Here is a 23142-nt window from a genome sequence, read left to right as displayed (position 1 = left end):
GGGGCGGTATGGGCGAGATCGTGCGGATCCTGCGGGCGGAGGGGCGCCTCGCCGCGCCGTGGAGCAACGGCGGCGGGGTGACCCGCGAGATCGCCGTTCATCCGCCCGGCGCCGGCTGGGGCACCTTCGACTGGCGGGTGAGCCTGGCCGATGTCACCCGGGACGGGCCGTACTCGCCGCTGCCCGGCATCCGGCGCATCCTCACCGTCGTCGACGGCGGCGGCCTGGAACTGACCGTGGACGGCGCCTCCCGCCCGCCCCTCGGCCGGTTCCGCCCGTTCGCCTTCCCCGGCGACGCCGACACCGCCTCCCGGCTGCTGGACGGTCCGGTCGTCAACCTCAATGTGATGGTGCGGGAAGGGCGGGCGCGAGCCGAGGTGGACATGGTGCGGGGGAGGCGGGCGGTGCCGCCGGGCGAGGAGTCGATGCTGGTGGTGGCGCTGGAGGGGCCCGCGGAGGCCGGCGTGCCGGGGGAGCCCGCGGCGCGGCTCGCGCGGTTCGACGCGGCACTGTTCACCGGGCCGGGCCGGCCGGCCGCCGAGGTGCGGACGGCCGGGGTGGCGGCGGTGATCTCGCTCAGCGGGCGCTGACGGACCGCTCGTCGGCCCCCGCCGCCGCGCACGGTCGACCACCACCTCGACCGCATCCCGGGCCCCGAGCGGCGGCCGGCCGCCGCCCCTCACTCCCGTACGGCGCCCGTCTCCTCGTCCACGAAGTAGCTGTCGTGCCGGACGAGGAAGTCGGCGAACTCCTGGCCGCCGCGCTGCGCCATCTCCGCCACCCGTTCGAAGTACTCCTCGCGGGGCGCACCCGGGGAGAACAGCAGCAGCATCGAGGCGGGGTCGTCGGAGTCGTTGCGGAACGCGTGCAGACCGCCGACCGGTACGTACAGGAAGTCGCCCGCGCCGCGGGTGGCCCAGCGCTCCCCGTCGTACAGCTGCACCGCACCGGACAGCACGAAGAAGGACTCGGAGATGGTCCGGTGGAAGTGGGTGCTGGGGCCGGGGGCGCGCGGCCCCATGTCCAGCCGGTAGAGGCCGAATTCGCCGCCGGTGCTCGCGTGGGTGGCCAGGTAGTGGGTGCGGTTGGCTCCCGCGACGAGGTCGGGCGGGGTGTCCGCGGGGCGGTGCACCGCGGAGATCTCGCCGTTCTCGCCCAGGTAGCGGGGTGCGGGATAGGACATGGGGTCAGGCTCCTTCGGATGAAGTGGCGCGGGGGGCGAGGGCGTTCGCCGGGGCTTCGGCGGATATGGGGTCCCGGGTGTCGGCCGGGGCGCTCGCGGGGATGTTGACCAGGCTTTGATACAGGCGGTAGTGGGTCGGGGTCGGTGTCCCGGACGCGTCCGGTGCCTCGGCCGCCCCGGGCCCGCCCGGCAGCTGCGGTGCGGCACCGAGGGGCGCGGCGGGCGTCACCCCCTCCAGGGCGGCGATCGCCGCCCGCAGCCGCGCCGCCACTTCGCCGGTCGCGAATGTCCGCCACGCCTCTTCCCCCGTCCACTCGGCGAAGTTGAGCGCGCGGTGCCCGTCCTGGCTCAGATGGACGTGCGCGCCGAGCAGCCCCGGCACCTGCGCGCGGACCAGCTCGTCGACGACGGTGTCGGCGAGGGCGCGCTGGGCGTCCGGGCCGGTGGTGGCGAAGGTGGGTGTGACCAGCAGGGTCGGGCGGTCGCCGGGCGCTTGCTGGGGCCGCCGGGGGACGTAGCTGCGGTGGCGGCGGTAGCGCACCGGTCCCGGCCGCTCGATGCCCGGCAGCGCGTCATCGACGCGGCCGATGGCGGCGGGGCGGCGGGTGCGCACCCATTCCCGGTGGGCGTCGTCGTCGGTCCACTGCGCGTAGTTGAGGAGATGCCGGCCGTCGGCACCGAGGAAGACGCTGAGCGAGAGCATCGCGTCCGGGCGCGGCTGCCGTTCCCATTCGCCGAGCACCGCCTCGGCGGCCGGTCGCAGCACCCCGGGATCGGGCACGATCCACGCGCTGACCAGGGCCGTCGCGGCGTCCGGCCGCCGGACGTCGGGGAACGCGGTGGTGCGGAGCGGGTGGGGCGCGGGTGCGGAGGCGGGCGTGGGGGTGGGTGTGGGCGTGGATCCGGGCGTGGTCATGGGGGCAGCGTTCCCCCTCAAGTGCACTTGAGGTCAAGGGAGTGGGCGGACGCGCGCACCTCTCGTCAACGATGGTTGACACTCGACGCGCGTCAACTTACATTGACATCATGACCGAAGCAACGGATCTCGCCGAGCGGGCGGGCGACCGGGACCCCAGGATCGGGCTGCGCGCCGTGGCCGCGCTCCGGCGGCTGCTGGAGCAGCTCGAAGCCGTACAGGTACGCAGCGCCCGCGCAAAAGGCTGGTCGTGGCAGGAGATCGCCGCCGAGCTCGGCGTCAGCAGGCAGGCGGTCCACAAGAAGCACGGGAGGCGTTGATGTTCGAGAAGTTCACGAAGGATGCACGCGCGGTGGTGAACGGCGCCGTCGCGCAGGCCGACCGCACCGGCAGCGCCACGGTCGGCGAACCGGAGCTGCTGCTCGCGCTGCTGGACCGTACGGATTCGCCCGCGGCCGCGGCGCTCGGCGCCCTCGGCCTGCGCGCGCGGCGGGACTCGGTGGCGGACGCCCTGGCCGCGGCCCGGCGGCGCGGCGGGATCTCGACGGCCGATGCGCAGGCGCTGGCCGGGCTCGGCATCGACGTCGAGGAGATCCTGGCGCGGGTGGAGCGGGAGCACGGTGTGGGCGCGCTCGCGGCAAGCGGCCCGGCCAACGGGCGGAAGGGCACGCGCCGGCGATTCGCCCCGGAGGCGAAGTCCGTACTGGAGCGCTCGCTGCGGATCGCGCTGGGCCGCGGCGACCGGCACATCGGCGACCAGCACCTGCTGCTGGCCCTGGCCGCCCGGCCCGGCCCGGCCGCGACGGTCCTCGCCGACCACGGGGTGGCGTACGGCGATGTGGAGCGGGCGGTGGGCGAGACGGCCGGGGCGAGTTGAGGGGGCTGAGAAGTGAGGGGTGCGGACAAGCCGACGAACGGCAGACCTCGCCGTAGACGGCCGTTGGGGCGGCGGCAGCACGGACATGGCTACCCGGTGGGGGTCACGGATACCCGACCTTCACGGTCCCGATGCCCAGGGTGCTGTGCCGGGGCAGATACCCCGCCTCGAACGCGGCGCCCAGTACGGGCTTGAGGAGCTGGGCCAGGCGTTCGGCGCGGGAGTGGCCCAGGGCCCGCCAGGGGCCGGCGGCCAGGCGGTCCGTCATGTGCTCGATGGCTTCCCGTTCCTGGCGGCCGCGGGCGGTCGCGCTGCCGTCCGGAGCCATGCAGCCGCGGGCCACGAGGCGGTGACGGGCCTCGCTCCACTCCTGGGCGGTCCAGCCGCGCCCCTCGAAGTCCGCGGCCGGGGCCGCGCCGATCGCCGCGAACGACACCAGCGCCTCACAGGGATCGAGGCCGAAGGTCAGCAGGGCCGCCAGATGGCCGTCACCGCGGTGCTCGCGCAACACGGTCGCGGCCTGCCAGAGCACCAGGTGCGGTGCGTCGGGCCAGGGTAGATCGCGGTTGGCGGCGGCCAGCGGACGGGCCGCGGGCCCGGCGTTCTCGGCGGCCTGGCGCGCCAGCCGGGCCGCCTCGGCGAGCTGGCCGCTGGTCAGCCGGTCGCCCAGCAGGGTGGTCAGCGCGCGGTCCATGGCGAGCAGCCGCGCGTCCAGCACCTTCGCGGGGTCGGCGGTGGTCCAGATCCCCGGGACGTGACGGGCGATCAGCCGCGGGCTGAAGCTGTAGTACGTCGCGGCGACGAGTTCGGGCCCGGCGGCGCCCAGCGGCGCCGTGCGCCAGGCGAAATAGCTGGGCCAGCGCGAGGCGACGTCATAGCCGAGGTCCGAGGCCACCTGGCGGGCTTCGGGGGCGAAGTAGAGCGTGGCGTGCAGTGGCTCGATCTGGTGCCACATCCGGCGGGCGACCGAAAGGTAATCCGACATCGCTGTACCTCTTGGCCTTCACGATGCGTGCGAACAGGGGAAGTTGACGGAAAGCTGACCGTGGACCCGAACATGGCGAACCATGCGATGAAAGGAATTCCCCGATTACGCGCCGTGAATCCCAGCTGGGATAATTAACTCTGGGTAACCGCATGTCGGTGGGGTGGGAGGGGGTTTCGGCCGCCGGTTGCGGGACGGTGAATTCTCCGCGCCGCCCCCGTGCACCCGGCGGGAGGGCCCGCGGCGGCCGCGGTGCCGAAGGCGCGCCGCGGCCGCCCGCGCCGGACACCGTCACCGATGTCGTAGGGGAACAGCCGGGCGGCGCGCCCCGGTTGCGCCTACTTCTCCGTGTCCGCCGACGATTCGCCCGGGTGCGGGGTGCGCAGCAGGGCGCCGATGCGGGCGGCGGCCGACGCGAGCCGCCGACGGGACTCCGTCAACTGGTCGGGCGTGATGCCGTGGTCGCGGGCCGCGTCCCGGAGGTCGTCGCGGAAGCGGTCCAGGAGGCGGTCGAAGTCCCGGGCCGGATCGCCGGTCGCCGGTTCGTCCGCCCACTCCGGAGCCGGGGGAGCCTCGGCCGCCGCGTCGTCCTCGGCCAGGTCGACGCGTTCGACGGTCACCCGGGCGTCGGTGTCGCGGCCGTCCCGCCCGGCGTCCTGCCCGGCGTCGGTCCGGCCGGTCTGGCCGCCCGTGAAGCGGCCGACCTCGCGCGAGACCTCGGACAGCGCCTCGCGCACCGCCCCCGACCAGTCCCCGGACCGCATGTGCCCCTGGGTCTGCTCCTGGACGCGCTTGATGACCCGCTGGACCTCCTCGCGCGCGAACACCTGCGCGTCCCTGGCCTGCCTACGGGCCCGCTGGGCGTCCTGTCTGGCCCGGCGGCTCTCCTCCTTGGCCCGGCGGGCCTGTTCCTTCCACTCCTCCTTGGCGCGCCGGAACTCCTCCCTGGCCTGCCCCCAGGGCTCCTTGTCGCCGAACGCGCCGTCGAAGAAGTCCGAGGGGTCGGGGAACGGCCGTCCGGAGCCGTCGTCCGCGCCGGCCGTCGTCCGGGACCCGCCCGCGCGGGCCTGCTTCGCGGCCTCCCGCATCTCGCGGCGCAGGTCCCGCGCCGAACCGCTCACGTCCTCCCGGATGTCCGAGGCCAGCGCAGCGACCGACTCCCGGATCTCCAGCTCCAGATCCGCCAACTCGCCGCCCCGGTCGGCCAGTTCGGCCCGGCCGGCGTCGGTGATGGAGTACACCTTGCGACCGCCCTCGGTGGCGTGTGTGACCAGGCCCTCGGCCTCCAGCTTGGCCAGCCGCGGATAGACCGTGCCGGCCGAGGGGGCGTACAGGCCCTGGAAGCGCTCCTCCAGGAGGCGGATGATCTCGTAGCCGTGGCGGGGGGCCTCGTCCAGCAGCTTGAGGAGGTAGAGGCGGAGGCGGCCGTGGGCGAAGACGGGGGGCATGCTCAGAGCACCTTCTTCTCGGTGTCGGCGGGCGGGTCCGCGGGGGCGGCGTCCTGGCGGTCCTCGAACGCGGGGCGGCGCAGCAGGGCCAGCCCGCCGGAGACGGTGGTGACCTTGAGCCTGCCGGTGCCCGCGCCGAGCGTGCCGGTGATCCGCCGGGTGCCCCACTGGCCGTTGACCCGCAGGTCGTCGAAGGCGTTGGCGACCCTGCCGGAGGTGGTGTTGGCCTCCACCTCGGCGTCGGCCGGGTCGGGCAGCCGGATGGCGACCTCGCCGGAGACCGTCGTCAGGGCGATGTCCGCGCACTTCGTGGTGGGGTCCAGGTCCAGGGTCATATCGCCGCTGACGGAGTCGGCGCGCACCGAGCCGCCGCCGCCGTCGATCATCGTCAGATCCCCCGAGACCGAGTTGAACCGCACCTCGCCCGTGACGCCCTGGGTCTCGACGCTGCCGGACACGGTGTCCGCCCGCACCCTGCCGGTCAGTCCGACGAGGGTGAGGTCACCGGAGACGCCGCGGATGTCCGTACGCCCCGAGATCCCGGAGACCACCGCGCTCGCCCCGATCGCGCCGACCTCGACGCGGGTGCCGGCCGGCACGGTCACCGAGACCTCGGCCCGGCGGTTCCAGCCCTTGCGGTCGAGGAACTTGAAGAACTTCCAGGGGAGGTCCTCGTAGGCGACGGAGAGGGTGCCGTCGACGTACGACACGGTCAGTGGTTCGCCGTGCACCTCGCCGATCTCCAGGCGGGCCGGGCCGCCGTCGCAGGTGCCGACGACATTGACGGTGCCGCCGGTCACCCGCACGTTCAGGGCTTGGACGCCTTCGTCGAACTCCAGCTTGCGCGGCTCGGAGATCGACCACTCGGTCCGGGCTGACATACCGGGCCTCCCCTGGCTAGGCGCGCACACGGGTAGCGTGCAACGCAACATATCGTGTCTTCGCTAGACACGATATATCGCGGAAGTGGGAAGTCAAGCGGAAAGCCGACCCCGGCCGGGGGTCCCGGCCGCTACTCCTCGTCCTCGTCGTCGAGCCGCGCCAGCCAGGTGGCCAGCCGCTCCACCGGAACCTCGAAGTCCGGGTTCAGATCGACGAACGTACGCAGCTGGTCCGCCACCCATCCGAGGGTGACCTCCTCCTCGCCGCGCCGGTTCTCCAGCTCCTCGATGCCACGGTCAGTGAAATACACGCGCTCTCCACCAGGGGTCATGGGACATTCCCGGCCAGGATAGGAGGCTCACGGACCTCTCGCGTCACAGGCACCCGAGGGCTAACCTGAGCGCCTGTCAACGGTCCTGCGGTGATGGGGAATTGCCGCCTAGGGGGAGCAGGAGGCCGTGATGCAAGATCGCGCGCAGTACATCGAGCTGCCCGACGGTACGGGGGTGTGGGCCCGGGTCTCGCGTCTGGACGCGCCCGGCCTCGACGGCTGGGACGGCGCGGACGGGGAGTTCGAGGACGTCGGCGCCTGGGACGCGCTCGGCGCCCGGGTCGAGGGGCTGCGCGAGGTGGTCGGCGGCGTCGCCGCCAGCGTCCGCGAGGCCACCGCACGGGTCGCGCCGCACGAGACCAGCGTGACCTTCGGCGTGGAGGTCTCGGCCAAGCCCGGCAAGGCCGTCGCCCTGCTCGCGGACGGCGAGGCGAAGGCCAACCTCTCCATCACGCTGACCTGGCGGCGCGAGGACGGCCCGGCGGCCGCCGCGCAGCCCCGCCGCCCCGACCGGCCGGCCGACCGCCGGGAGCCGGATGATTCGGGCCGCTGATGGCGCCCCCGGACGGCACGGCCCACCCCCGCGGTGACCGGGCCGCACACGCCCAGCTGCTCGAACACGCCGGGCGCACGACCGTGGGGCTGTGCGCCGCGCCCGGCCGCGACGAACCCGGCCGCGACGAACCCGGCAGCCGGCGGACGCGGCTGTGGGGGAGCGGGGTACTGATCGCCCCGGGCTGGGTGCTGACCTGCGCCCATGTGCCCGCCCCGCACGACGGGCGGCGCCGCGAGATCGGCCCGGACGGCGTCCTCGGTGTCGTCCTCGGCGGCCGGGTGATCGCCGCGCAGCTGGCGTACGACCTCAGCCGGCCCGCCCCGGCGGCCGGGCCCGCCGCCGCCCGCGCCGACCTCGCGCTGCTCAGACTGCTCGACCCGAGCGTCGAGCACCTCTGCGCCTGGATCAGCGATCAGCCGGCCACGCTCCTGGAGGACGCGTACATCTTCCGGGGGCACGACGAGCCCGGAGCGCCCCCGGATGCCGCGCGGGAACGCGTACTACGTGACTCCGGCGGGGACGGCGGAGACGGCGAGTACGACGCGGTCAACGGGGTGGCCCCCGGCCCCGCCGCCCCCGTCGACCCCTTCATCGCGGTCCGGTTCGGCGCCCGGGACGCGCGCGGCCTGCAGTTCGGCAGCGACGTCCGGGTCACGCCCGGTGCCTCCGGCGGACCGCTGGTCGAATGCGACCGCGGCGAGGTGGTCGGCATCGTCAAGGGGAGCCACCGCGAGGACCACCTCGGGCTCGCGGTGCCGGTCACCGCGCTGCGCGGGCTGGGCCCCGAACATCTGGTGGCGGGCGCCACGGGCCTGGGCCGCGACCCGTACCACGCGCTGATGAGCCGCCACGACCGCTGGCACTGGAGCGGCCAGGACCTCGGCCGCGACGGCGGGCCGACCTGGTTCGACGCCCAGCACGCGATCATGGCCGGCCGCGGCCGGCTGTGGGGCGTACAAGAACGCCTCCAGGCGCTCGACCTGCTCGCCCGGCTGCCCGCGCCCCGCGATCCGCTGGTCGTCGAGCAGGCGGTCGGCGACGCCCTGGACAGCGCCGCCAGGCCCGGCGCCTGGACGCTGCGCACCTGGCGGGACGGCCACGGCGCGCTCTACCAGGGCAGCGATCCGTACACCGAACTGCGCACCTTCGTGCACTACCTGCGGATCGTGGCGCAGCGGACCGCCGACCAGGCCCGCGACGCCTCCGGCGACGAGGCCGCCAGGATCCGCGAAGAGGCGGCCAGACTCGGGGAGTTCGTCCAGGCCAAGGCGGTGGTGCTGCGACCGCAGGACCGCCGCCGGATCGGCCCGGTACGGCGCCCGCCGCGCTCCGTGCTCGTCGAGTTCGAGCCGCTCTTCTTCTACGACGAGGCCGGGCGCGAGCTGTTCAACTGGTCGGTCAGCGAGGGCTACGGACGCGGCCAGTGGCTGCGCGTCGACGTCCGGGAATCCGACGGCGGCGTGCCCTTCGAACAGGCGCGGGACGAGGTGCTGCAACGGCTCGGCGCCCGGCTGCTGCACGCCGACGACGACGCGAAGCCGGGCGCCCGGGTCCGTCTGGAGGTCGCCGTCCCCGAGGGCCGCTGGCACACCCCGGCCGGCCAGTGGGAGGTCGCGGCCTCCACCCGGCGCACCGCCAGGGGCTGGCCGGTGGGCCCCCGGCGCCCCGTGGTGCTGCGCGACCAGGCGCGCCGCGACGAGGTCGACCCGGCCTGGCTGCGCCGCTGGCAGGGCATCGCCGCCGCCCGCGAACTGCACGCGCTGCGCCTGCCGCCGGACCGGCCGCCCGGTGGCGGCGCGGGCCCGCGCTCCGAGGAGGCGCTGCTGCGGCTCCTGGAGGACGCGCACGAGGGCACCCTGCCCGCGCTGTGCCACTCCGTCGCCGACGGCGCCGGTCGCACGGCGGTCGGCATCGCCCTGGACAGCGGCTTCCCGGTCGGGCTGTGGTCGTCGGCCGGCCACGGCGAGCGGGAATGCGACGAGGCCTGTGCGGAGTTCCACCTCGGCATACGCAAACTCCTCCAGTGGTCGGGCGGGGTGGCCCGCCTTCCCGAACTGGTCCGGGAGCTGCGCGCGGACGCCGCCGAGCCCGCGGAGAACGGCCCGCACTGGGCGCACGATCTGGTGCTCCTCTACGACGATCCGCTCGACCCGCTGCCCCGGGTGGCCGCGGACCGGCCGCAGGTCTCGCCGCCATGAGCCCCGACGGGTCCCGGGCCCTGCCCCCGACGGCCGCTCCTGACGGACGCCCGCGCGGGCCGTTCCGTACGCTGCTGTGCGCGCCCCGCAGGCGCCCGCGTCCCCCCGCACGCGCCCCGCGCCCGTCCCCCCGGCGGGCGCCCGGTACCCGCAAGTCACGCGCTCCGAACGGCACTTGGCGCCCGTCCGGAAAAAACATCGGAGACCGGAAACCGCCCCGTGACCTTCCGTACGACTGGGTACTGTCATAGCGTCGTGGAGTGAGCGGGACATAGTTTTTTCGCGAGGGGCGTGGCGGACGCGGGGGAGCACCGGGGGCGGATGCCGACGTCCCCCGGAAGGCCCTCCCGGACCGTCGCTCCCGCCCGATGCCTGGCCGGCGACGAGGAGTTCCGACGTGAGCGACTGGCTCATCTACCGTGGCGCGGGGGCACCGCACGACGGAATTGAGCACCTTCCGCCGCCGCCGCCCTGGCGCGAATTCGACGGCGGGCCGCTGGTGCCGCCGCCCGCCGCCCTCGACCCCGCCTCCGAACGCCGCCTCGGCGTACGGCCCGCCGAGGCCCGCCACCACCGGCCCGGCGAGACCGAGCGCGAGCTGGTCAACGCCGCCCTCTATCTGCGCAGACCACTGCTGGTGACCGGCGCCCCGGGCAGCGGCAAGAGCACGTTGGCGCATGCGGTCGCCTACGAACTGGGCCTGGGCCGGGTGCTCAGCTGGCCGGTCGTCAGCCGCAGCACGCTCCGCGACGGCCTGTACGCCTACGACGCGATCGGCCGCCTCCAGGACCTGCAGGTCGCCCGCGCGGCCCCGCAGCCCTCCGCGGCCGGCCGGGAGGCGTCGTCGGATCCGGTGGACGAACCCGGCGGCGGCATCGGCCGCTACATCCGCCTCGGCCCGCTCGGCACGGCCCTGCTGCCCGCCGCCCGGCCCCGGGTGCTGCTCGTCGACGAGCTGGACAAGAGCGACATCGACCTGCCCAACGACCTTCTGAACGTCCTGGAAGAAGGGGAGTTCAGAATTCCGGAGCTGGAGCGGCTGGCCGGATCCGCCCCGGAGGTGCCGGTGCTCAGCGACGACGGCACCCGGGTGACGGTCCGCGACGGCCGGGTGCGCTGCCGGGCCTTCCCGTTCATCGTCCTGACCAGCAACGGCGAACGCGACTTCCCGGCGCCCCTGCTGCGCCGCTGCATCCACCTCCACATCCCGCTCCCGGACAAGGAGCGGCTCGCGTCCATGGTGCGGGCCCACTTCGGCGAGGGCGCGGCCGAGCGCCACGAAGCGGTGATCGACCGCTTCCTGGACCGCGAACCCGGCGATGTGCGCGCCGTCGACCAGCTGTTCAACGCCATCCACCTCACCCAGCAGGCCGGATGGACGGACGAGGACGAGGAGGAGACCCGACGGCGGCTGACGGCCGAGCTGATGCGACCTCTTGATCGGACGAGGTGAGCGCGGTGCCTCTCGGGGAGCCTGGTCCAGGTCCCCTCGACGGACTCGGTGAACTCGTCGGGCGGCTGACGTCGGCCGGTGTGCCGGCCGACGCCCGGGGGATGGCCGACGCCCTCTGGCTCGCCCGGTGGATCACGCCGCAGGAGACGGGCGCCGCCACCACCGCACCGCCCACCCCGGACCGCACGGATCCGGCCACTTTCACCGCATGGGCGGCAGGGGCGGCCAACGGCACGCACGGGACGGGACCGGCGCACACCCACGCGTCGGAGCAGTCGGGCCTGCCCGCCGAGCCCCCGCGCCGCCGCGACGCCGAGCTGCTGCCCGCCCACGACGCCCGGACGGCCGACCCCGACCACCACCGCCTCGGCGAGATAGCCGTCCCGATCGCCTCCGCCTTCCCCGGCCTGTTACCGCTCCAGCGTGCCCTGCGGCCCATCCAGCGCTACCACCCGCCGGCCGCCCCGCTCCGCCGGGAGCTGGACGACGACGCCACCGCCGAACTCTCCGCACACTCCGAAATGGTCATCCCGGTGCTCCGCGGAGTGCAGCGCCGCGCCGCCGCGCTGCGGCTCCTGATGGACGGCTCGTCCTCGATGGCCGTCTGGGAGCAGATGCTGCACGACCTGCGCCATGTCTGTGAACGTGTCGGCGCCTTCCGGGACGTCACGGTGCACTACCTCCACCCGCACGGCCCGGACGTCGGCATCGCCGCCGGCCCCGTCCCCGGCAGCCCGCTGCGCCCCGCCGACCAGCTGCACGACCCCACCGGCCACCACCTCACCCTCGTCGTCAGCGACTGCGCGGGCCCCCTGTGGCGGGACGGCCGGATGCAGCGGCTGCTCTACCGCTGGGCCGCCGACGCCCCGCTCGCCGTCGTCCAGCCGCTGCCGCAGCGCATGTGGGCGCGGACCCTGCTGCCTGCCGTCGCCGGCACGCTCGTCCGCCGCCAGGGCCCCTACCAGGCCCTCGGCTTCCGGCCCGCCCGGCGCCGCCGCCGGCCCGCCGCACCACAAGGCGCCCCGGCCGGTACGGGCCGCGAACGCGCCGTACCGGTCCTGTCCCCGACGCCCTCCGCCCTCGGCACCTGGGCCCGGCTGGCCGCCGCCGACGCCGGTCTCTCGCTGCCCGGCGCGGCCACCGTCGTCCGGGCCGACCACGGCGCCGAGCCCGCGCCCCCGCAGCCGGGCCCGCGCCCCGAACCGTCCCGGATGGTCCGGGAGTTCGACCAGCTGGCCTCGCCCGCCGCCCGGATGCTCGCCGTCCATCTCTCCGCCGTACCGCTCGCCCTCCCGGTCATCCAGCTGGTGCAGCGCGCGATGCTGCCGCAGACCGGCCCGGCGGAGCTGGCCGAGGTGCTGCTCAGCGGCCTGGTCACCCAGCTCCCGCCGGACGAGCGGCCGTCGGGCGTGGCGGTACCCCCCGGCTCCTCGAGCACGTGGGGGCACAGAGGGGCGAGCGGCCCGTGGTACGACTTCGTGCCCGGCGTACGCGATGAGCTGCTGGACCGGCTGAGCGCGGGCGAGGCGGCCCTGGTCCTCAAGCACTGCTCGCTCTACGTCGAGCGCACCTTCGGCCGCAGCGCCCGCAACTTCCCCGCCGTCGCGGTCGCCATGCTCTCCGGCAGCGGCCGCGAGCCGGAGACCGGGCAGCGCGCCGTCCCCGAACCGTTCGCCCGGGTCTCCGAGCGGGTCCTGCGCCGCTTCGAGCCGGCGCTGCGGCCGCCCGACCGGCGGCCGTACCGGCCCGGCGGCCCGGCTGCCGAGGGCGCCGCCCTCCTGGAGCGCTACGAACACGACCGGGCCGTCCGCGATCTGATCGAGGCCGTCCGGCTGCTGCGCGCCGCGGTCGGCGCCCTGCCGGCGGCGGGCACGGACCTCGCCCGGGCCCTGCTGCACGCCTGGGCGACCTGGCGGCAGCCCGACGCCCTGGAGGAGGCCGAACGGGCGGCCGGAGCCGCGGCGGCGGCCGACGGCGAGGAGGCCGAGCGGACCCGGGCGCTGATCGTGCTCGGCCGGGTCCGGCACGCCCGCGCCCAGGAGCGCCGCGCCGCGGGCGCCGTGGCCGAGGAGCGCGCCGCCCTGGAGGACGCCGCCCGCCACCTGCACGCCGCCTGCGGGCTGATGAGCCTGCTCGACCCCCGCGTACTGGAGAGCATGGTGCTGCGCACCGAGGTGCTGCGCCGCCTGGCCGGCCTGCCCGCGGCGGACGCCGAGGACGGCCCGCTGGACGCCGGTCCCCTGGACGAGGCGGAACGGTCCCTCACCACGCTCCTCGACCAGTGGCCCAGCGGCCGCCAGGTCCCCGGCGAGGTCTATGCCGCCCGCGGCGGCGTGCTGCTCGACCGGGCCCGCCGCGCCGGACCGGGGCCGGCCGACGCCCTCGCGGTGCGCGCCGCGGACGACCTCGACACCGCCACCGTCCTGCTGCGCCGCCGCGGCAGCGCCGCCGACCGGCTGGTCTGCGAGACGCTGCTGGACCTCGCCGCGGCCCGCTCGCTGACCGGCGGCGCGGGCGGCCTGCCGTCCGTCCTGCCCACCCTGGAGCGCGCCCGCGCCATCGCCCATGAGCTGGCCGATCCGGCCCTGGAGGCCGACAGCCTGCGCCGGATCGCGGCCGACCGGAGCGCCGCGCACACCCGTACGGGCTCCCTGGCCGCCCTCGACGACGCCATCGCCGCGCTCGCCGCCGCGCTCCGCCTCACCGTCCCCGACTCGCCCGAGCACAGCGCGCTGCTCGCCGAACGCGGCGCCGCGCTGCTCACCCGCGCCCGGCTGGAGCCGGCCCCCGAGCAGGGCAGACGCCTGGCCAACGACGCCGTGCACGTGCTGCGGGAGGCGCTCGCCCGGGTCGCGCCGCAGGATCCGGCGCTCGCCGGCCACCGTCTGCTGTTCGGCCGCGCCCTGCGACTGCGCCACGAACGCCAGCCCTCGCTCGCCGATCTGCACGAGGCCGACTGGATCCTGGAACTGGCCGCGCGCGGCACCGATATGGCGTCCGTGGCGGCCGAGGCCTGGCTGGAAGTGGGCGATGTCCAGCTGCTGCTGGACCGCCGCTTCGGCTCCCGGGAGCGCCACGACCGGGCCGCCGCCTGCTACCGCCGCGCCGCGGCCGCCGCCCTGGAGGCCGGCAGCGCCCTGCTGGCCGCCCGCGCCCACCACCGGCGCGGCGAGGTCCTGGAGGACACCGCAGGATCCCGGTCCGCGCTGGTCGCCTACCGCGAGAGCTGGGAGCAGTGGCAGCGCGCCGCCGAGGACACCGGCCCCGAGGCGCAGCGCACCCGCGCCCGGATGCGGGCCCTCGAATCCACCGGATGACCGCTCCGCCCGCCCCGCCCGCCCTGGCCGATGGCTGTCCCTCGTCCGGCGAACGTGTTTCTGTGGACGGGAGTTCGGGAACACACCCGTCCAGCCGGCCCAGAGGAGAACAGTGTGGCAGCGTCTTCCGGCAATGACCGCACCGAAGCGGCCGCGGCCGCCCCGTGGGCCCCGTCGGCCGAGCCGCTGCCGGATTTCACGGGCGTGGAGGTGAGCGCGCTGGCGGTGCAGGCGGGCCATCCGGTGCTGGGCGCGGTGGCGGCGCTGCTGCTGCGCAACTGGCCGTCCGAGGAGGACGCGGTGGCCTACTACGAGGACAGTGCCGCGGCGCCCGATCACTGACGGCGCCCGATCGCGACCGGAGGCGTGCGTTTTTGGGCAATCGGGCTATGGAACCGGCCAGTTGTTGACCGAGTTCGGTTCTTGGGCCGGTGGTGGAGCCATGTACCCAACAGGCAGGTGTCCATCAGGCATGTGCCGAACAGCGGGCGGGAGTTGACGGTCCCGGATCCCGGACGTCGGCGAGGGCAGGGGGCGGCGCCGTGGGCGGAGAGAGCGGCCGGACCGCAGCCGCGCCCTTCCGGCAGTTCGTGATCAAGATCCACAGCCGCTGCAACCTCGCCTGCAGCTACTGCTACATCTACGCCGGACCCGACCGCAGCTGGCGCGACCGCCCGCCGCTCGTCCCGGCCGCCACCGTCCGCCAGACCGCGCTGCGCATCGCCGAACACGCCCGCACCCACCGGCTGCGCGAGATCCGTATCGATCTGCACGGCGGCGAACCGCTGCTGACCGGCCCCGGCCCGCTTCTCGACCAGGCCGCCGCCGTGCGCGCCGCGCTCCCCGCCCACTGCACCGCCACCTTCGGCGTCCAGACCAACGGCACCCTGCTCACCCCGTACGTGACCGACACCCTGGCCGCCGCCGGATTCCGGCTCGGCCTCAGCCTCGACGGCGGCACCCCCGCCCTCAACCGCCGCCGCCTCGACCACGCCGGCCGCCCCTCCTGGCCCGCCGCCGCCCGCGCCGCGGGCCTCCTGCGGGAGCGCCCCGACGCCTTCGCCGGCATCCTGTGCACCCTCGACATCACCGCCGACCCGGCCGAGGTCTACGGCTCGCTGCGCGCCCTGGACCCCCCGATGCTCGACTTCCTCCTGCCGCACGCCAACTGGTCCAGCCCACCGCCGGCCACCCCGGAGAGGTGCCCCCGGCCCGCCCCCCACGACCCCGCGGGCCGCACCCCGTACGGCGACTGGCTGTGCACGGTCTTCGACCTGTGGTGGGACGGCGGCCCCGGGCCCCGGGTGCGGATGTTCACCGAAATCCTCGGCCTCCTCCTGGGCCGCCCCAGCTCCAGCGAGGCGATCGGCCTCTCGCCGGTCGTGGCCGCCGTGGTGGACACCAACGGCGCCATCGAGCAGGTGGACTCCCTCCGGTCCGCCTACGAGGGCGCCGCCGCCACCGGCCTCGACGTCTTCCGGCACACCTTCGACGACGCCCTGGCGCACCCCGGCATCGCCGCCCGCCAGCGCGGCCGGGACGGGCTCGGCGCGCAGTGCCGCCGCTGCGCCCTGATGACGGTGTGCGGCGGCGGGAACTACGCGCACCGCTATCGAGCCGGCCCCACCGGATTCGCCAATCCGTCCGTGTACTGCGCCGACCTCGAACGCCTCATCCGGCACATCGCGGCCCGCCTGGACGCCGCCGTTCCGCCCGCCCGCCGCCCCCCGCAACCGCTGCCGGAACCGCTGCACGATGCGCCCAACTGACGTTCCCCCCATATGACCTGACGCACTGTCGTGGAATGCGGGGGCACTTGGGCTATCGTGCAAATCAGCCAGGCATGTCCGCAGAAAACGGCCCCAGCACCATCCCCGGCACCAGCCCCCGAACCAGCCTCGGCATCAGTTTCTGCACGCGCGCACCTCGCATCTCAGGGAGACGGTCGCATGGTCGATCAGTCCGCGTCTGCCGGATCCTCCGGTCCGGCCGGCGCCATCGGGCACATCACCATCAGCTACGCGGGCTTCGCCCGGCCCTGGGCCGCGTGGATCTCCCACCAGCTGGAACAGCTCGGCCACGGCACGACCCTGCTGCGCTGGGACCCGCAGGCGGACGCCGCCCTGGCCGAGGAGCTGTCGGGGCTGCTGGAGGCCGAGGGCCGGCTGCTGATGGTGCTCGACGACTGGTATTTCCGGCTGGGCCCCAAGACCCAGGAGGAATGGACCGCCGCGCTGCGGGAAGTGGTGCCGCCGCACGCCGACCGCTTCGCGGCGGTGAGCGTGGCCACCCAGAGCCTGCCCGCCACCGCGGCCCTGCTCCGGCCCGCCGACCTGCGCGACCTGGACGCCCGCGAGGCCCAGCGCCGGGTGCTGCACCGGCTCGGCATCAAGGGCGCCGGACGCGCCGTGGACGAGAGCGCCCCCGGCGCGCCCCGCTTCCCCAACAACCCGCCCGAGGTGTGGAACATCCCGCGCCGCAACAACCGCTTCACCGGCCGCGACGACGTCCTGGAGGAGCTGCACGACAAGCTGGCGGGCTCCGGCCCGGGCGCGGCCCCGCCGCTGGAGACCCGGATCGCCCTCTACGGCACCTCCGGCGTCGGCAAGAGCCAGATCGCCCAGGAGTACGCGCACCGCTTCGGCAACGACTACGACGTGGTGTGGTGGGTCAGCGCCATCAACCGCGGCGCCGCCCGCGAACAGCTCGCCGAACTCGCCACCCGCCTCGGCCTCGCCGTGGGACGCGAACTCGGCGACCGGATCCGCGCCGTCCACGAAGCGCTGCGCATAGGCCGCCCGTACCGCCGCTGGCTGCTGATCTTCGACAGCGCCGACGACATGGAGCAGATCGAGGACCTGGTTCCGGACGGCCGCGGCCACGTCCTGATCACCACCCTCACCCGCGACTGGTCGGGCTCCGGCAGCGCCCAGGAGATCGAGGTACCGCCCTTCACCCGGGTCGAGTCGGTCGCCTACGCCCGCCGCCGGGCACGGCGGCTCACGCCGGTCGAGGCCGACCTGCTCTCCGAGGCCGTCCAGGACCTGCCGCTGCTGCTCGCCCAGACCGCCGCCTGGCTCGATGCCAACCCGATGCCGCCGAAGGAGTACATCGAGCTGATCCGGCGCGGCGAACCCAGCCTGGTCGGCATCCGGATCTCCTCCGACTACCCGATGGCCTTCCAGACCAGCTGGGCCATAACGCTCAACACGCTGCGCGAACGCAGCCCGGCGGCCGTCGAACTCCTCAAGCTGTTCGCGTTCTTCGCCCCGGACGCCATCCCCGTCCCGATGCTCGCCAAGGCCCGCCGCGGTGACCTGCCCGAGCACCTCGCCGACCTGGCCGCCGAGCCGATCAGCTGGAACACCGCGCTGCGCCGGCTGACCGAGTCCACCGCGGTACGCCTGGACTACCAGGTCTCGGAGGACGCCGACCCGGCCGTGGAGACCGCGCTGATGCACCGGCTCTACCACCGGTTCCTGCGCAGCGACATGACCGAGGACGAGCGCGATGCGAAGGCCGCCACGGCCTGCCGGGTGCTGGTCTCCGCCGACCCGCAGAACCCCGTCGACACCCGCAACTGGGACCGCTACGCCGAGCTGATCCCCCATCTGGAACCCGCCTGCGTCCTGGACAGCCCCGAGCCCGCCGTCCAGGAACTCCTCGTCAACTGCACCGAATACCTGCGGGTCCGCGGCGAGTACCGCATGGGCCTCAAGCTGTGCGAGCAGTTCATCGCCCGCTGGCGCACCCGGCTGGCGCCCACCCAGCGCACCATGCTCACCCTCACCCACCAGCACGCCAACATGCTGCGCCTGCTGGGCCGCTACCGCGAGGCCGAGGCCGTCGGCAGCGCGATCGTCGACCACCTGCGCGCCGAGCGGGCGGAGAACGACCCCGATGTGCTGCGGGCCAAGGACGGCCTCGGCGGCACACACATGGCCCTCGGCGCGTTCGAGGAGGCGTACGAGATCTTCGACGGCGTCTGGCGCGGCTTCGTCGAGCTGCTCGGCCCCGAGGCGCCCCGCACGCTCTCCGCCCGCAACAACCTCGGCGAGGTCCTGGGCCTGCTGGGCCGCTACGAAGAGGCGCTGGCCACCCACGGCGAACTGCTGGCGATCCGCGAGCGGGAGCTGCGCGCCCGCCACCACCTCACCCTCAGGTCGGGCATGGTCTACGCCCATATGCTGCGCCTGATGGGCCGCTACCGCGAGGCCACCTCCCGTCAGGAGCTCAACGCCCGCCTGCACCACCAGGTCATGGGCCGGCACACCCCGCAGACCCTGCGGGCCGACCACAACCTCGCGCTGTGCCTGCGCCGCTCGGGCCGGCCGAACGAGGCCAACGAGCTGATGCGGGACGTGGTGGAGCGCTCCCGCCGGATCGAGGGACCGCGGCACCCCGAAACGCTCATGGTGCAGGCGGACTACGCCACGTTCCTGCGCGAGCACGGCGACCTCACCCAGGCCGGGGAGCTCGCCGACGAGGTGGCCGAGCGCTACCGGTCCCTGGTCGGCGAGATCCATCCGTACGCCGTGGGGACCCTCGGCAACACCGGCCTGGTGCGCGCCGAGTTCGGCGAGCACGCGGAGGCGCTGGCCATCGCCGAGCGGGCGCTGCACGGGATGACCGCGGTGATGGGCCCCGACCACCCCTGGACGCTGGGCTGCGCGCTGAACGCCGGTGCGGCCCGCAGCCGGGTCGACGACGAGGAGGGCGCGGTGGAGCTGGGCCGCGACACCCTGGAGCGGACGAAGGTGACGCTCGGGGAGACGCACCCGATGACCCTCTCCACGAAGACCGCTCTCGCCGAGGACCTGCGCGCCCTGCGCCGGAGCCAGGAGGCGGCGAAGCTGGAGCAGGAGGCCATCGGGCAGCTGAGCGAGACGCTGGGCGCCGAGCACCCGCACACCCTCTCCGCCCGGCGCCGGCGCCGCCCGTACTGGGACTTCGAACCGCAGCCCGTGTGAGGCGAACCGCAGCGCAGCCCGAAGGGCCCGCCCCCACCTCCGTGGGGACGGGCCCTTCGTGCGTGCTACGGGCGGTCTCGACGACTACGCGTCGAAGACCTCCGCCACCAGCTGTGCCTGCTCGGCCTGGTGCCGCTTGGCGGAGCCGACGGCGGGCGAGGAGCCGTGCGGCCGCGAGATGCGGCGCAGGCGCTCGCCGTGCGGGATGTCCGCGCCGACGGCCAGGTCCAGGTGGTCGATCAGGTTGAGACCGAGGAACGGCCAGGCACCCTGGTTCGCCGGCTCCTCCTGGGCCCACAGGTACTTCTCGGCGTTCGGGAACTTGGCGATCTCCGCCTGGAGCTCCTTGCCGGGCAGCGGGTAGAGCCGCTCGAGACGCACGATCGCGGTGTCGTGCGCGCCGCGCTTCTCCCGCTCCGCCTCCAGGTCGTAGTAGACCTTGCCGGAGGTGAAGACGACCTTGCGGACGTCCTCCGGCTTGACCGTGGAGTCGCCGATGACGGGCCGGAAGCCGCCCGTGGTGAACTCTTCCGTCTTCGACGCCGCCGCCTTCAGACGCAGCATCGACTTCGGGGTGAAGACGACCAGCGGCTTGTGGTGCGGGTTGTGGACCTGCCAGCGCAGCAGGTGGAAGTAGTTCGACGGGAGTGTCGGCATGGCGACCGTCATGTTGTTCTGCGCGCACAGCTGGAGGAAGCGCTCGATCCGGGCCGAGGAGTGGTCCGGGCCCTGGCCCTCGTAGCCGTGCGGCAGCAGCAGCGTGACGCCGGAGGTCTGGCCCCACTTCTGCTCGGCCGAGGAGATGAACTCGTCGACGATCGTCTGCGCGCCGTTGACGAAGTCACCGAACTGCGCCTCCCACATGACCAGCGCCTCCGGGCGGGCCAGCGAGTAGCCGTACTCGAAGCCCATCGCCGCGTACTCGCTCAGCAGCGAGTCGTAGACGTTGAAGCGGGCCTGGTCCTCGGCGAGGTAGAGCAGCGGGGTGTAGTCCTCGCCGGTCTCGCGGTCGATCAGCACCGCGTGGCGCTGGCCGAACGTGCCGCGGCGGGAGTCCTGGCCGGCGAGCCGGACCGGGGTGCCCTCCATCAGCAGCGAACCGATGGCCATGGTCTCGCCCATGCCCCAGTCGATGGTGTTGTCCTCGACCTGGGCCGCGCGGCGCTGCAGTTGGGGCAGCAGACGCGGGTGGACGGTGATGTGGTCGGGGATGTTGACCTGGGACTCGGCGATCCGCTTGACGACCTCCTGGGAGATCGCGGTGTCCACGTGGACCGGGAACTCGGCCTTGGGCTGCGGCACCTCGGGGGCCACCGGCGCCGTCGTGGCGTCGCGGACCTCGGTGAAGACCTTCTCCAGCTGGCCCTGGAAGTCCTGGAGCGCCTGCTCCGCCTCTTCGAGGGTGATGTCGCCCCGGCCGATCAGCGACTCGGTGTAGAGCTTGCGCACCGAGCGCTTCTTGTCGATCAGGTCGTACATCAGCGGCTGGGTGAAGGCCGGGTTGTCCGACTCGTTGTGCCCGCGACGGCGGTAGCAGATGAGGTCGATGACCACGTCCTTGTTGAACGCCTGGCGGAACTCGAAGGCCAGACGGGCGACGCGGACGACGGCCTCGGGGTCGTCACCGTTCACGTGGAAGATCGGCGCCTCGATCATGCGGGCCACGTCGGTGGCGTACATGGAGGAGCGGGCCGACTCCGGGGCGGCGGTGAAGCCGACCTGGTTGTTGATGACGATGTGCACCGTGCCGCCGGTGCGGTAGCCGCGCAGCTGCGACATGTTCAGCGTCTCGGCGACCACGCCCTGGCCGGCGAACGCCGCGTCACCGTGCAGCTGGATCGGCAGGACCGTGAAGTCCGTGCCGCCCTTGTTGATGATGTCCTGCTTGGCGCGCGAGATGCCCTCGACGATCGGGTCGACGGCCTCCAGGTGGGAGGGGTTCGCGGCCAGCGAGACGGTGATCTGCTCGCCGTCCAGGCCGGTGAACGTGCCCTCGGCACCCAGGTGGTACTTCACGTCGCCGGAGCCGTGCATCGACTTCGGGTCGAGGTTGCCCTCGAACTCCCGGAAGATCTGCGCGTAGGACTTGCCGACGATGTTCGCCAGGACGTTGAGGCGGCCGCGGTGGGCCATGCCGATGACGACCTCGTCGAGCCGCGACTCGGCCGCGGAGTCGATGACCGCGTCCAGCAGCGGGATGACGGACTCGCCGCCCTCCAGCGAGAAGCGCTTCTGGCCGACGTACTTGGTCTGCAGGAACGTCTCGAACGCCTCGGCGGAGTTCAGCCGGCGCAGGATGCGCAGCTGCTCCTCGCGCTCGGGCGACTTGTGCGAGCGCTCGACGCGGTCCTGGATCCACTTGCGCTGCTTGGGGTCCTGGATGTGCATGAACTCGATGCCGGTGGTGCGGCAGTACGAGTCCCGCAGGACGCCCAGGATGTCGCGCAGCTTCATCATGGACTTGCCGGAGAAGCCGCCGACCGCGAACTCGCGCTCCAGGTCCCACAGGGTGAGGCCGTGCTCGATGATGTCGAGGTCGGGGTGCTTGCGCTGGTGGTACTCCAGCGGGTCGGTGTCGGCCATGACGTGGCCGCGGACCCGGTAGGAGTGGATCAGGTCGAAGACCCGCGCGGCCTTGGTGACGTCGTCGTCGTGCGAGACGTCGATGTCGCGCAGCCAGCGGACCGGCTCGTAAGGAATCCGCAGCGACTTGAAGATGTCGTCGAAGAAGCCGTTTTCACCGAGCAGCAGCTGGCTCATGATCCGCAGGAACTCGCCGGAGGCGGCGCCCTGGATCACCCGGTGGTCATAGGTGCTGGTCAGCGTCATGACCTTGGAGATGCCCATCTTGTTCAGGGCATCCTGCGAGGTGCCCTGGAACTCGGCGGGGTAGTCCATCGAGCCGACGCCCATGATCATGGACTGGCCGGGCATCAGACGGGGCACGGAGTGGACGGTGCCGATGCCGCCCGGGTTCGTCAGCGACGCGGTGACTCCGGTGAAGTCGTCCATCGTCAGCTTGTTGTCGCGGGCCCGGCGGACGATGTCCTCGTAGGCCTGCCAGAACTCGAAGAACGAGAGGGTCTCGGCCTTCTTGATGGCCGCGACGACCAGCTGGCGGTCGCCGTTCGGCTTCACCAGGTCGATGGCCAGACCGAGGTTGACGTGCTCGGGCTTGACCAGCGTCGGCTTGCCGTCCTTCTCCATGAAGGAGTGGTTCATCGACGGCATGGCCTTGAGGGCCTGCACCATCGCGTACCCGATCAGGTGCGTGAAGGAGACCTTCCCGCCGCGGGCGCGCTTGAGGTGGTTGTTGATGACGATGCGGTTGTCGAACAGCAGCTTCACCGGGACGGCGCGGACGGACGTGGCCGTCGGCAGCTCCAGGGAGGCGTTCATGTTCTTCGCAACGGCGGCGGACGGGCCGCGCAGGGGGACGTACTCGGGGCCGCCCGCGGACGTGTCGTCCGCCTTCTTCGCGGCGGGCTTCGCCGCGGGCTTCTCGGCCGGCTTGGCCGGGGCGGCGGGCGCCTTGGCGGCGGGCTTCGCCGGGGCCGGGGTGGCCGGAGCTGCCGGGGTCACCGGCTTCTCGGCGGGGGCCGCGGGTGCGGCCGGCGCGGCCGGGACCGCCGGGGCCGGGGCGGCCGCAGCGGGGGCCGGGGCCTCCGTCGGCTGGCTCGGCGCGGTGGCGCCGCCCGGCTTGTAATCGGCGAAAAAGTCCCACCAGGCTCGGTCTACCGAGTTCGGGTCCTGGAGGTACTGCTGGTAGATCTCGTCGACGAGCCACTCGTTCGGACCGAAAGCGGCAGCAGGGTTCTTGCCCTGCCCCTCTTGGTCACTCGAGACACTCGCACTGTTGGGGGACTGTAGCGACACGGCGGCAACCGCCCTCTTCCGCTTCCTAAAGGTGGTGGACAGCGGGAATAAAGGCTACGCCTCTTGTGACCTTTGGTGCAGTCCGGGAGGGCCACTCGTCGCGCACGTCACATTCCTTGCCGGGTTTCAGCGCATGACTTGGCGGGAAAC

At 73.8% G+C, this 23142-nt stretch carries 17 protein-coding genes; 10 read left to right on the top strand and 7 right to left on the bottom strand.

The genetic code is table 11. The annotated features are described in order from the left end of the window. Window positions 1-8 precede the first annotated feature (8 nt). Window positions 9-590 carry a HutD family protein gene (locus ACIGWZ_RS25790; RefSeq protein ID WP_400068505.1) on the top strand — a complete coding sequence of 194 codons (582 nt, stop codon included), beginning with the start codon at window positions 9-11 and terminating at the stop codon, window positions 588-590. A gap of 89 nt (window positions 591-679) precedes the next feature. On the opposite strand, the gene ACIGWZ_RS25785 is transcribed toward ACIGWZ_RS25790, so the two are convergent. Next, the gene (locus ACIGWZ_RS25785) at window positions 680-1183 is read right to left on the bottom strand and encodes a cupin domain-containing protein (protein ID WP_400068503.1); all 504 of its coding nucleotides are present in this window, start codon (window positions 1181-1183) and stop codon (window positions 680-682) included. Window positions 1184-1187: 4 nt separating this feature from the next. Further along, the gene (locus tag ACIGWZ_RS25780; RefSeq protein ID WP_400068501.1) at window positions 1188-2099 is read right to left on the bottom strand and encodes an antibiotic biosynthesis monooxygenase; all 912 of its coding nucleotides are present in this window, start codon (window positions 2097-2099) and stop codon (window positions 1188-1190) included. Window positions 2100-2209: 110 nt separating this feature from the next. On the opposite strand from ACIGWZ_RS25780, the gene ACIGWZ_RS25775 reads away from it, so the two are divergent. Both ACIGWZ_RS25775 and ACIGWZ_RS25770 read left to right on the top strand, forming a co-directional pair. Continuing rightward, window positions 2210-2419, top strand: coding sequence for a helix-turn-helix domain-containing protein (locus ACIGWZ_RS25775; RefSeq protein WP_030081114.1), 210 nt, complete (start codon window positions 2210-2212; stop codon window positions 2417-2419). Next, window positions 2419-2976 carry a Clp protease N-terminal domain-containing protein gene (locus ACIGWZ_RS25770; protein WP_400068498.1) on the top strand — a complete coding sequence of 186 codons (558 nt, stop codon included), beginning with the start codon at window positions 2419-2421 and terminating at the stop codon, window positions 2974-2976. Before ACIGWZ_RS25775 ends, ACIGWZ_RS25770 begins: the two co-directional genes overlap by 1 nt. A gap of 103 nt (window positions 2977-3079) precedes the next feature. Here ACIGWZ_RS25770 and ACIGWZ_RS25765 read toward each other — a convergent pair whose 3' ends face one another. The 4 genes from ACIGWZ_RS25765 to ACIGWZ_RS25750 all read right to left on the bottom strand — a co-directional run bounded on the left by ACIGWZ_RS25765 (window position 3080) and on the right by ACIGWZ_RS25750 (window position 6601). Continuing rightward, complete coding sequence (locus ACIGWZ_RS25765) at window positions 3080-3961, bottom strand: hypothetical protein (protein ID WP_400068496.1); 882 nt, start codon at window positions 3959-3961, stop codon at window positions 3080-3082. A 338-nt stretch (window positions 3962-4299) separates the two neighbouring features. Continuing rightward, a complete protein-coding gene (locus ACIGWZ_RS25760) occupies window positions 4300-5409 on the bottom strand; it encodes a helix-turn-helix transcriptional regulator (RefSeq protein WP_400068494.1) in 1110 nt (369 codons plus the stop codon). A 2-nt stretch (window positions 5410-5411) separates the two neighbouring features. Further along, window positions 5412-6290 carry a DUF4097 family beta strand repeat-containing protein gene (locus ACIGWZ_RS25755; RefSeq protein WP_400068492.1) on the bottom strand — a complete coding sequence of 293 codons (879 nt, stop codon included), beginning with the start codon at window positions 6288-6290 and terminating at the stop codon, window positions 5412-5414. Between the two features lie 131 nt (window positions 6291-6421). Then, on the bottom strand, window positions 6422-6601 hold the full coding sequence (locus ACIGWZ_RS25750; protein WP_189295496.1) for a DUF6104 family protein: 180 nt from the start codon (window positions 6599-6601) through the stop codon (window positions 6422-6424). A gap of 151 nt (window positions 6602-6752) precedes the next feature. Here ACIGWZ_RS25750 and ACIGWZ_RS25745 point away from each other — a divergent pair, with 151 nt between their 5' ends. From ACIGWZ_RS25745 to fxsT, 7 genes are all read left to right on the top strand, one after another. Beyond that, window positions 6753-7175 (top strand): CU044_2847 family protein, encoded by a 423-nt coding sequence (locus ACIGWZ_RS25745; RefSeq protein ID WP_400068490.1) that lies wholly within the window; start codon window positions 6753-6755, stop codon window positions 7173-7175. Continuing rightward, window positions 7175-9376, top strand: coding sequence for a trypsin-like peptidase domain-containing protein (locus tag ACIGWZ_RS25740; RefSeq protein WP_400068488.1), 2202 nt, complete (start codon window positions 7175-7177; stop codon window positions 9374-9376). Before ACIGWZ_RS25745 ends, ACIGWZ_RS25740 begins: the two co-directional genes overlap by 1 nt. A 397-nt stretch (window positions 9377-9773) precedes the next feature. Further along, the gene (locus tag ACIGWZ_RS25735) at window positions 9774-10829 is read left to right on the top strand and encodes an AAA family ATPase (RefSeq protein WP_400068486.1); all 1056 of its coding nucleotides are present in this window, start codon (window positions 9774-9776) and stop codon (window positions 10827-10829) included. Between the two features lie 5 nt (window positions 10830-10834). After that, the gene (locus tag ACIGWZ_RS25730; protein ID WP_400068484.1) at window positions 10835-14146 is read left to right on the top strand and encodes an SAV_2336 N-terminal domain-related protein; all 3312 of its coding nucleotides are present in this window, start codon (window positions 10835-10837) and stop codon (window positions 14144-14146) included. A 114-nt stretch (window positions 14147-14260) separates the two neighbouring features. Beyond that, on the top strand, window positions 14261-14488 hold the full coding sequence (locus ACIGWZ_RS25725; RefSeq protein WP_400068483.1) for a YxD-tail cyclophane-containing RiPP peptide: 228 nt from the start codon (window positions 14261-14263) through the stop codon (window positions 14486-14488). A gap of 200 nt (window positions 14489-14688) precedes the next feature. Then, window positions 14689-15915, top strand: a complete 1227-nt coding sequence (locus tag ACIGWZ_RS25720) for an FxsB family cyclophane-forming radical SAM/SPASM peptide maturase (RefSeq protein ID WP_400068481.1) — start codon at window positions 14689-14691, stop codon at window positions 15913-15915. 180 nt (window positions 15916-16095) lie between these two features. Further along, window positions 16096-19116 (top strand): FxSxx-COOH system tetratricopeptide repeat protein, encoded by a 3021-nt coding sequence (fxsT, locus tag ACIGWZ_RS25715; protein ID WP_400068479.1) that lies wholly within the window; start codon window positions 16096-16098, stop codon window positions 19114-19116. 84 nt (window positions 19117-19200) lie between these two features. On the opposite strand, the gene ACIGWZ_RS25710 is transcribed toward fxsT, so the two are convergent. Continuing rightward, the gene (locus tag ACIGWZ_RS25710) at window positions 19201-22992 is read right to left on the bottom strand and encodes a multifunctional oxoglutarate decarboxylase/oxoglutarate dehydrogenase thiamine pyrophosphate-binding subunit/dihydrolipoyllysine-residue succinyltransferase subunit (protein WP_400068477.1); all 3792 of its coding nucleotides are present in this window, start codon (window positions 22990-22992) and stop codon (window positions 19201-19203) included. Between the last annotated feature and the right edge of the window lie 150 nt (window positions 22993-23142).

The organism is Streptomyces sp. NPDC053427, assembly GCF_044544985.1.
GTDB lineage: Bacteria > Actinomycetota > Actinomycetes > Streptomycetales > Streptomycetaceae > Streptomyces.
Note: the sequence above shows the minus strand (reverse complement) of the source record. Positions and strands in the feature narration are given on the sequence as shown.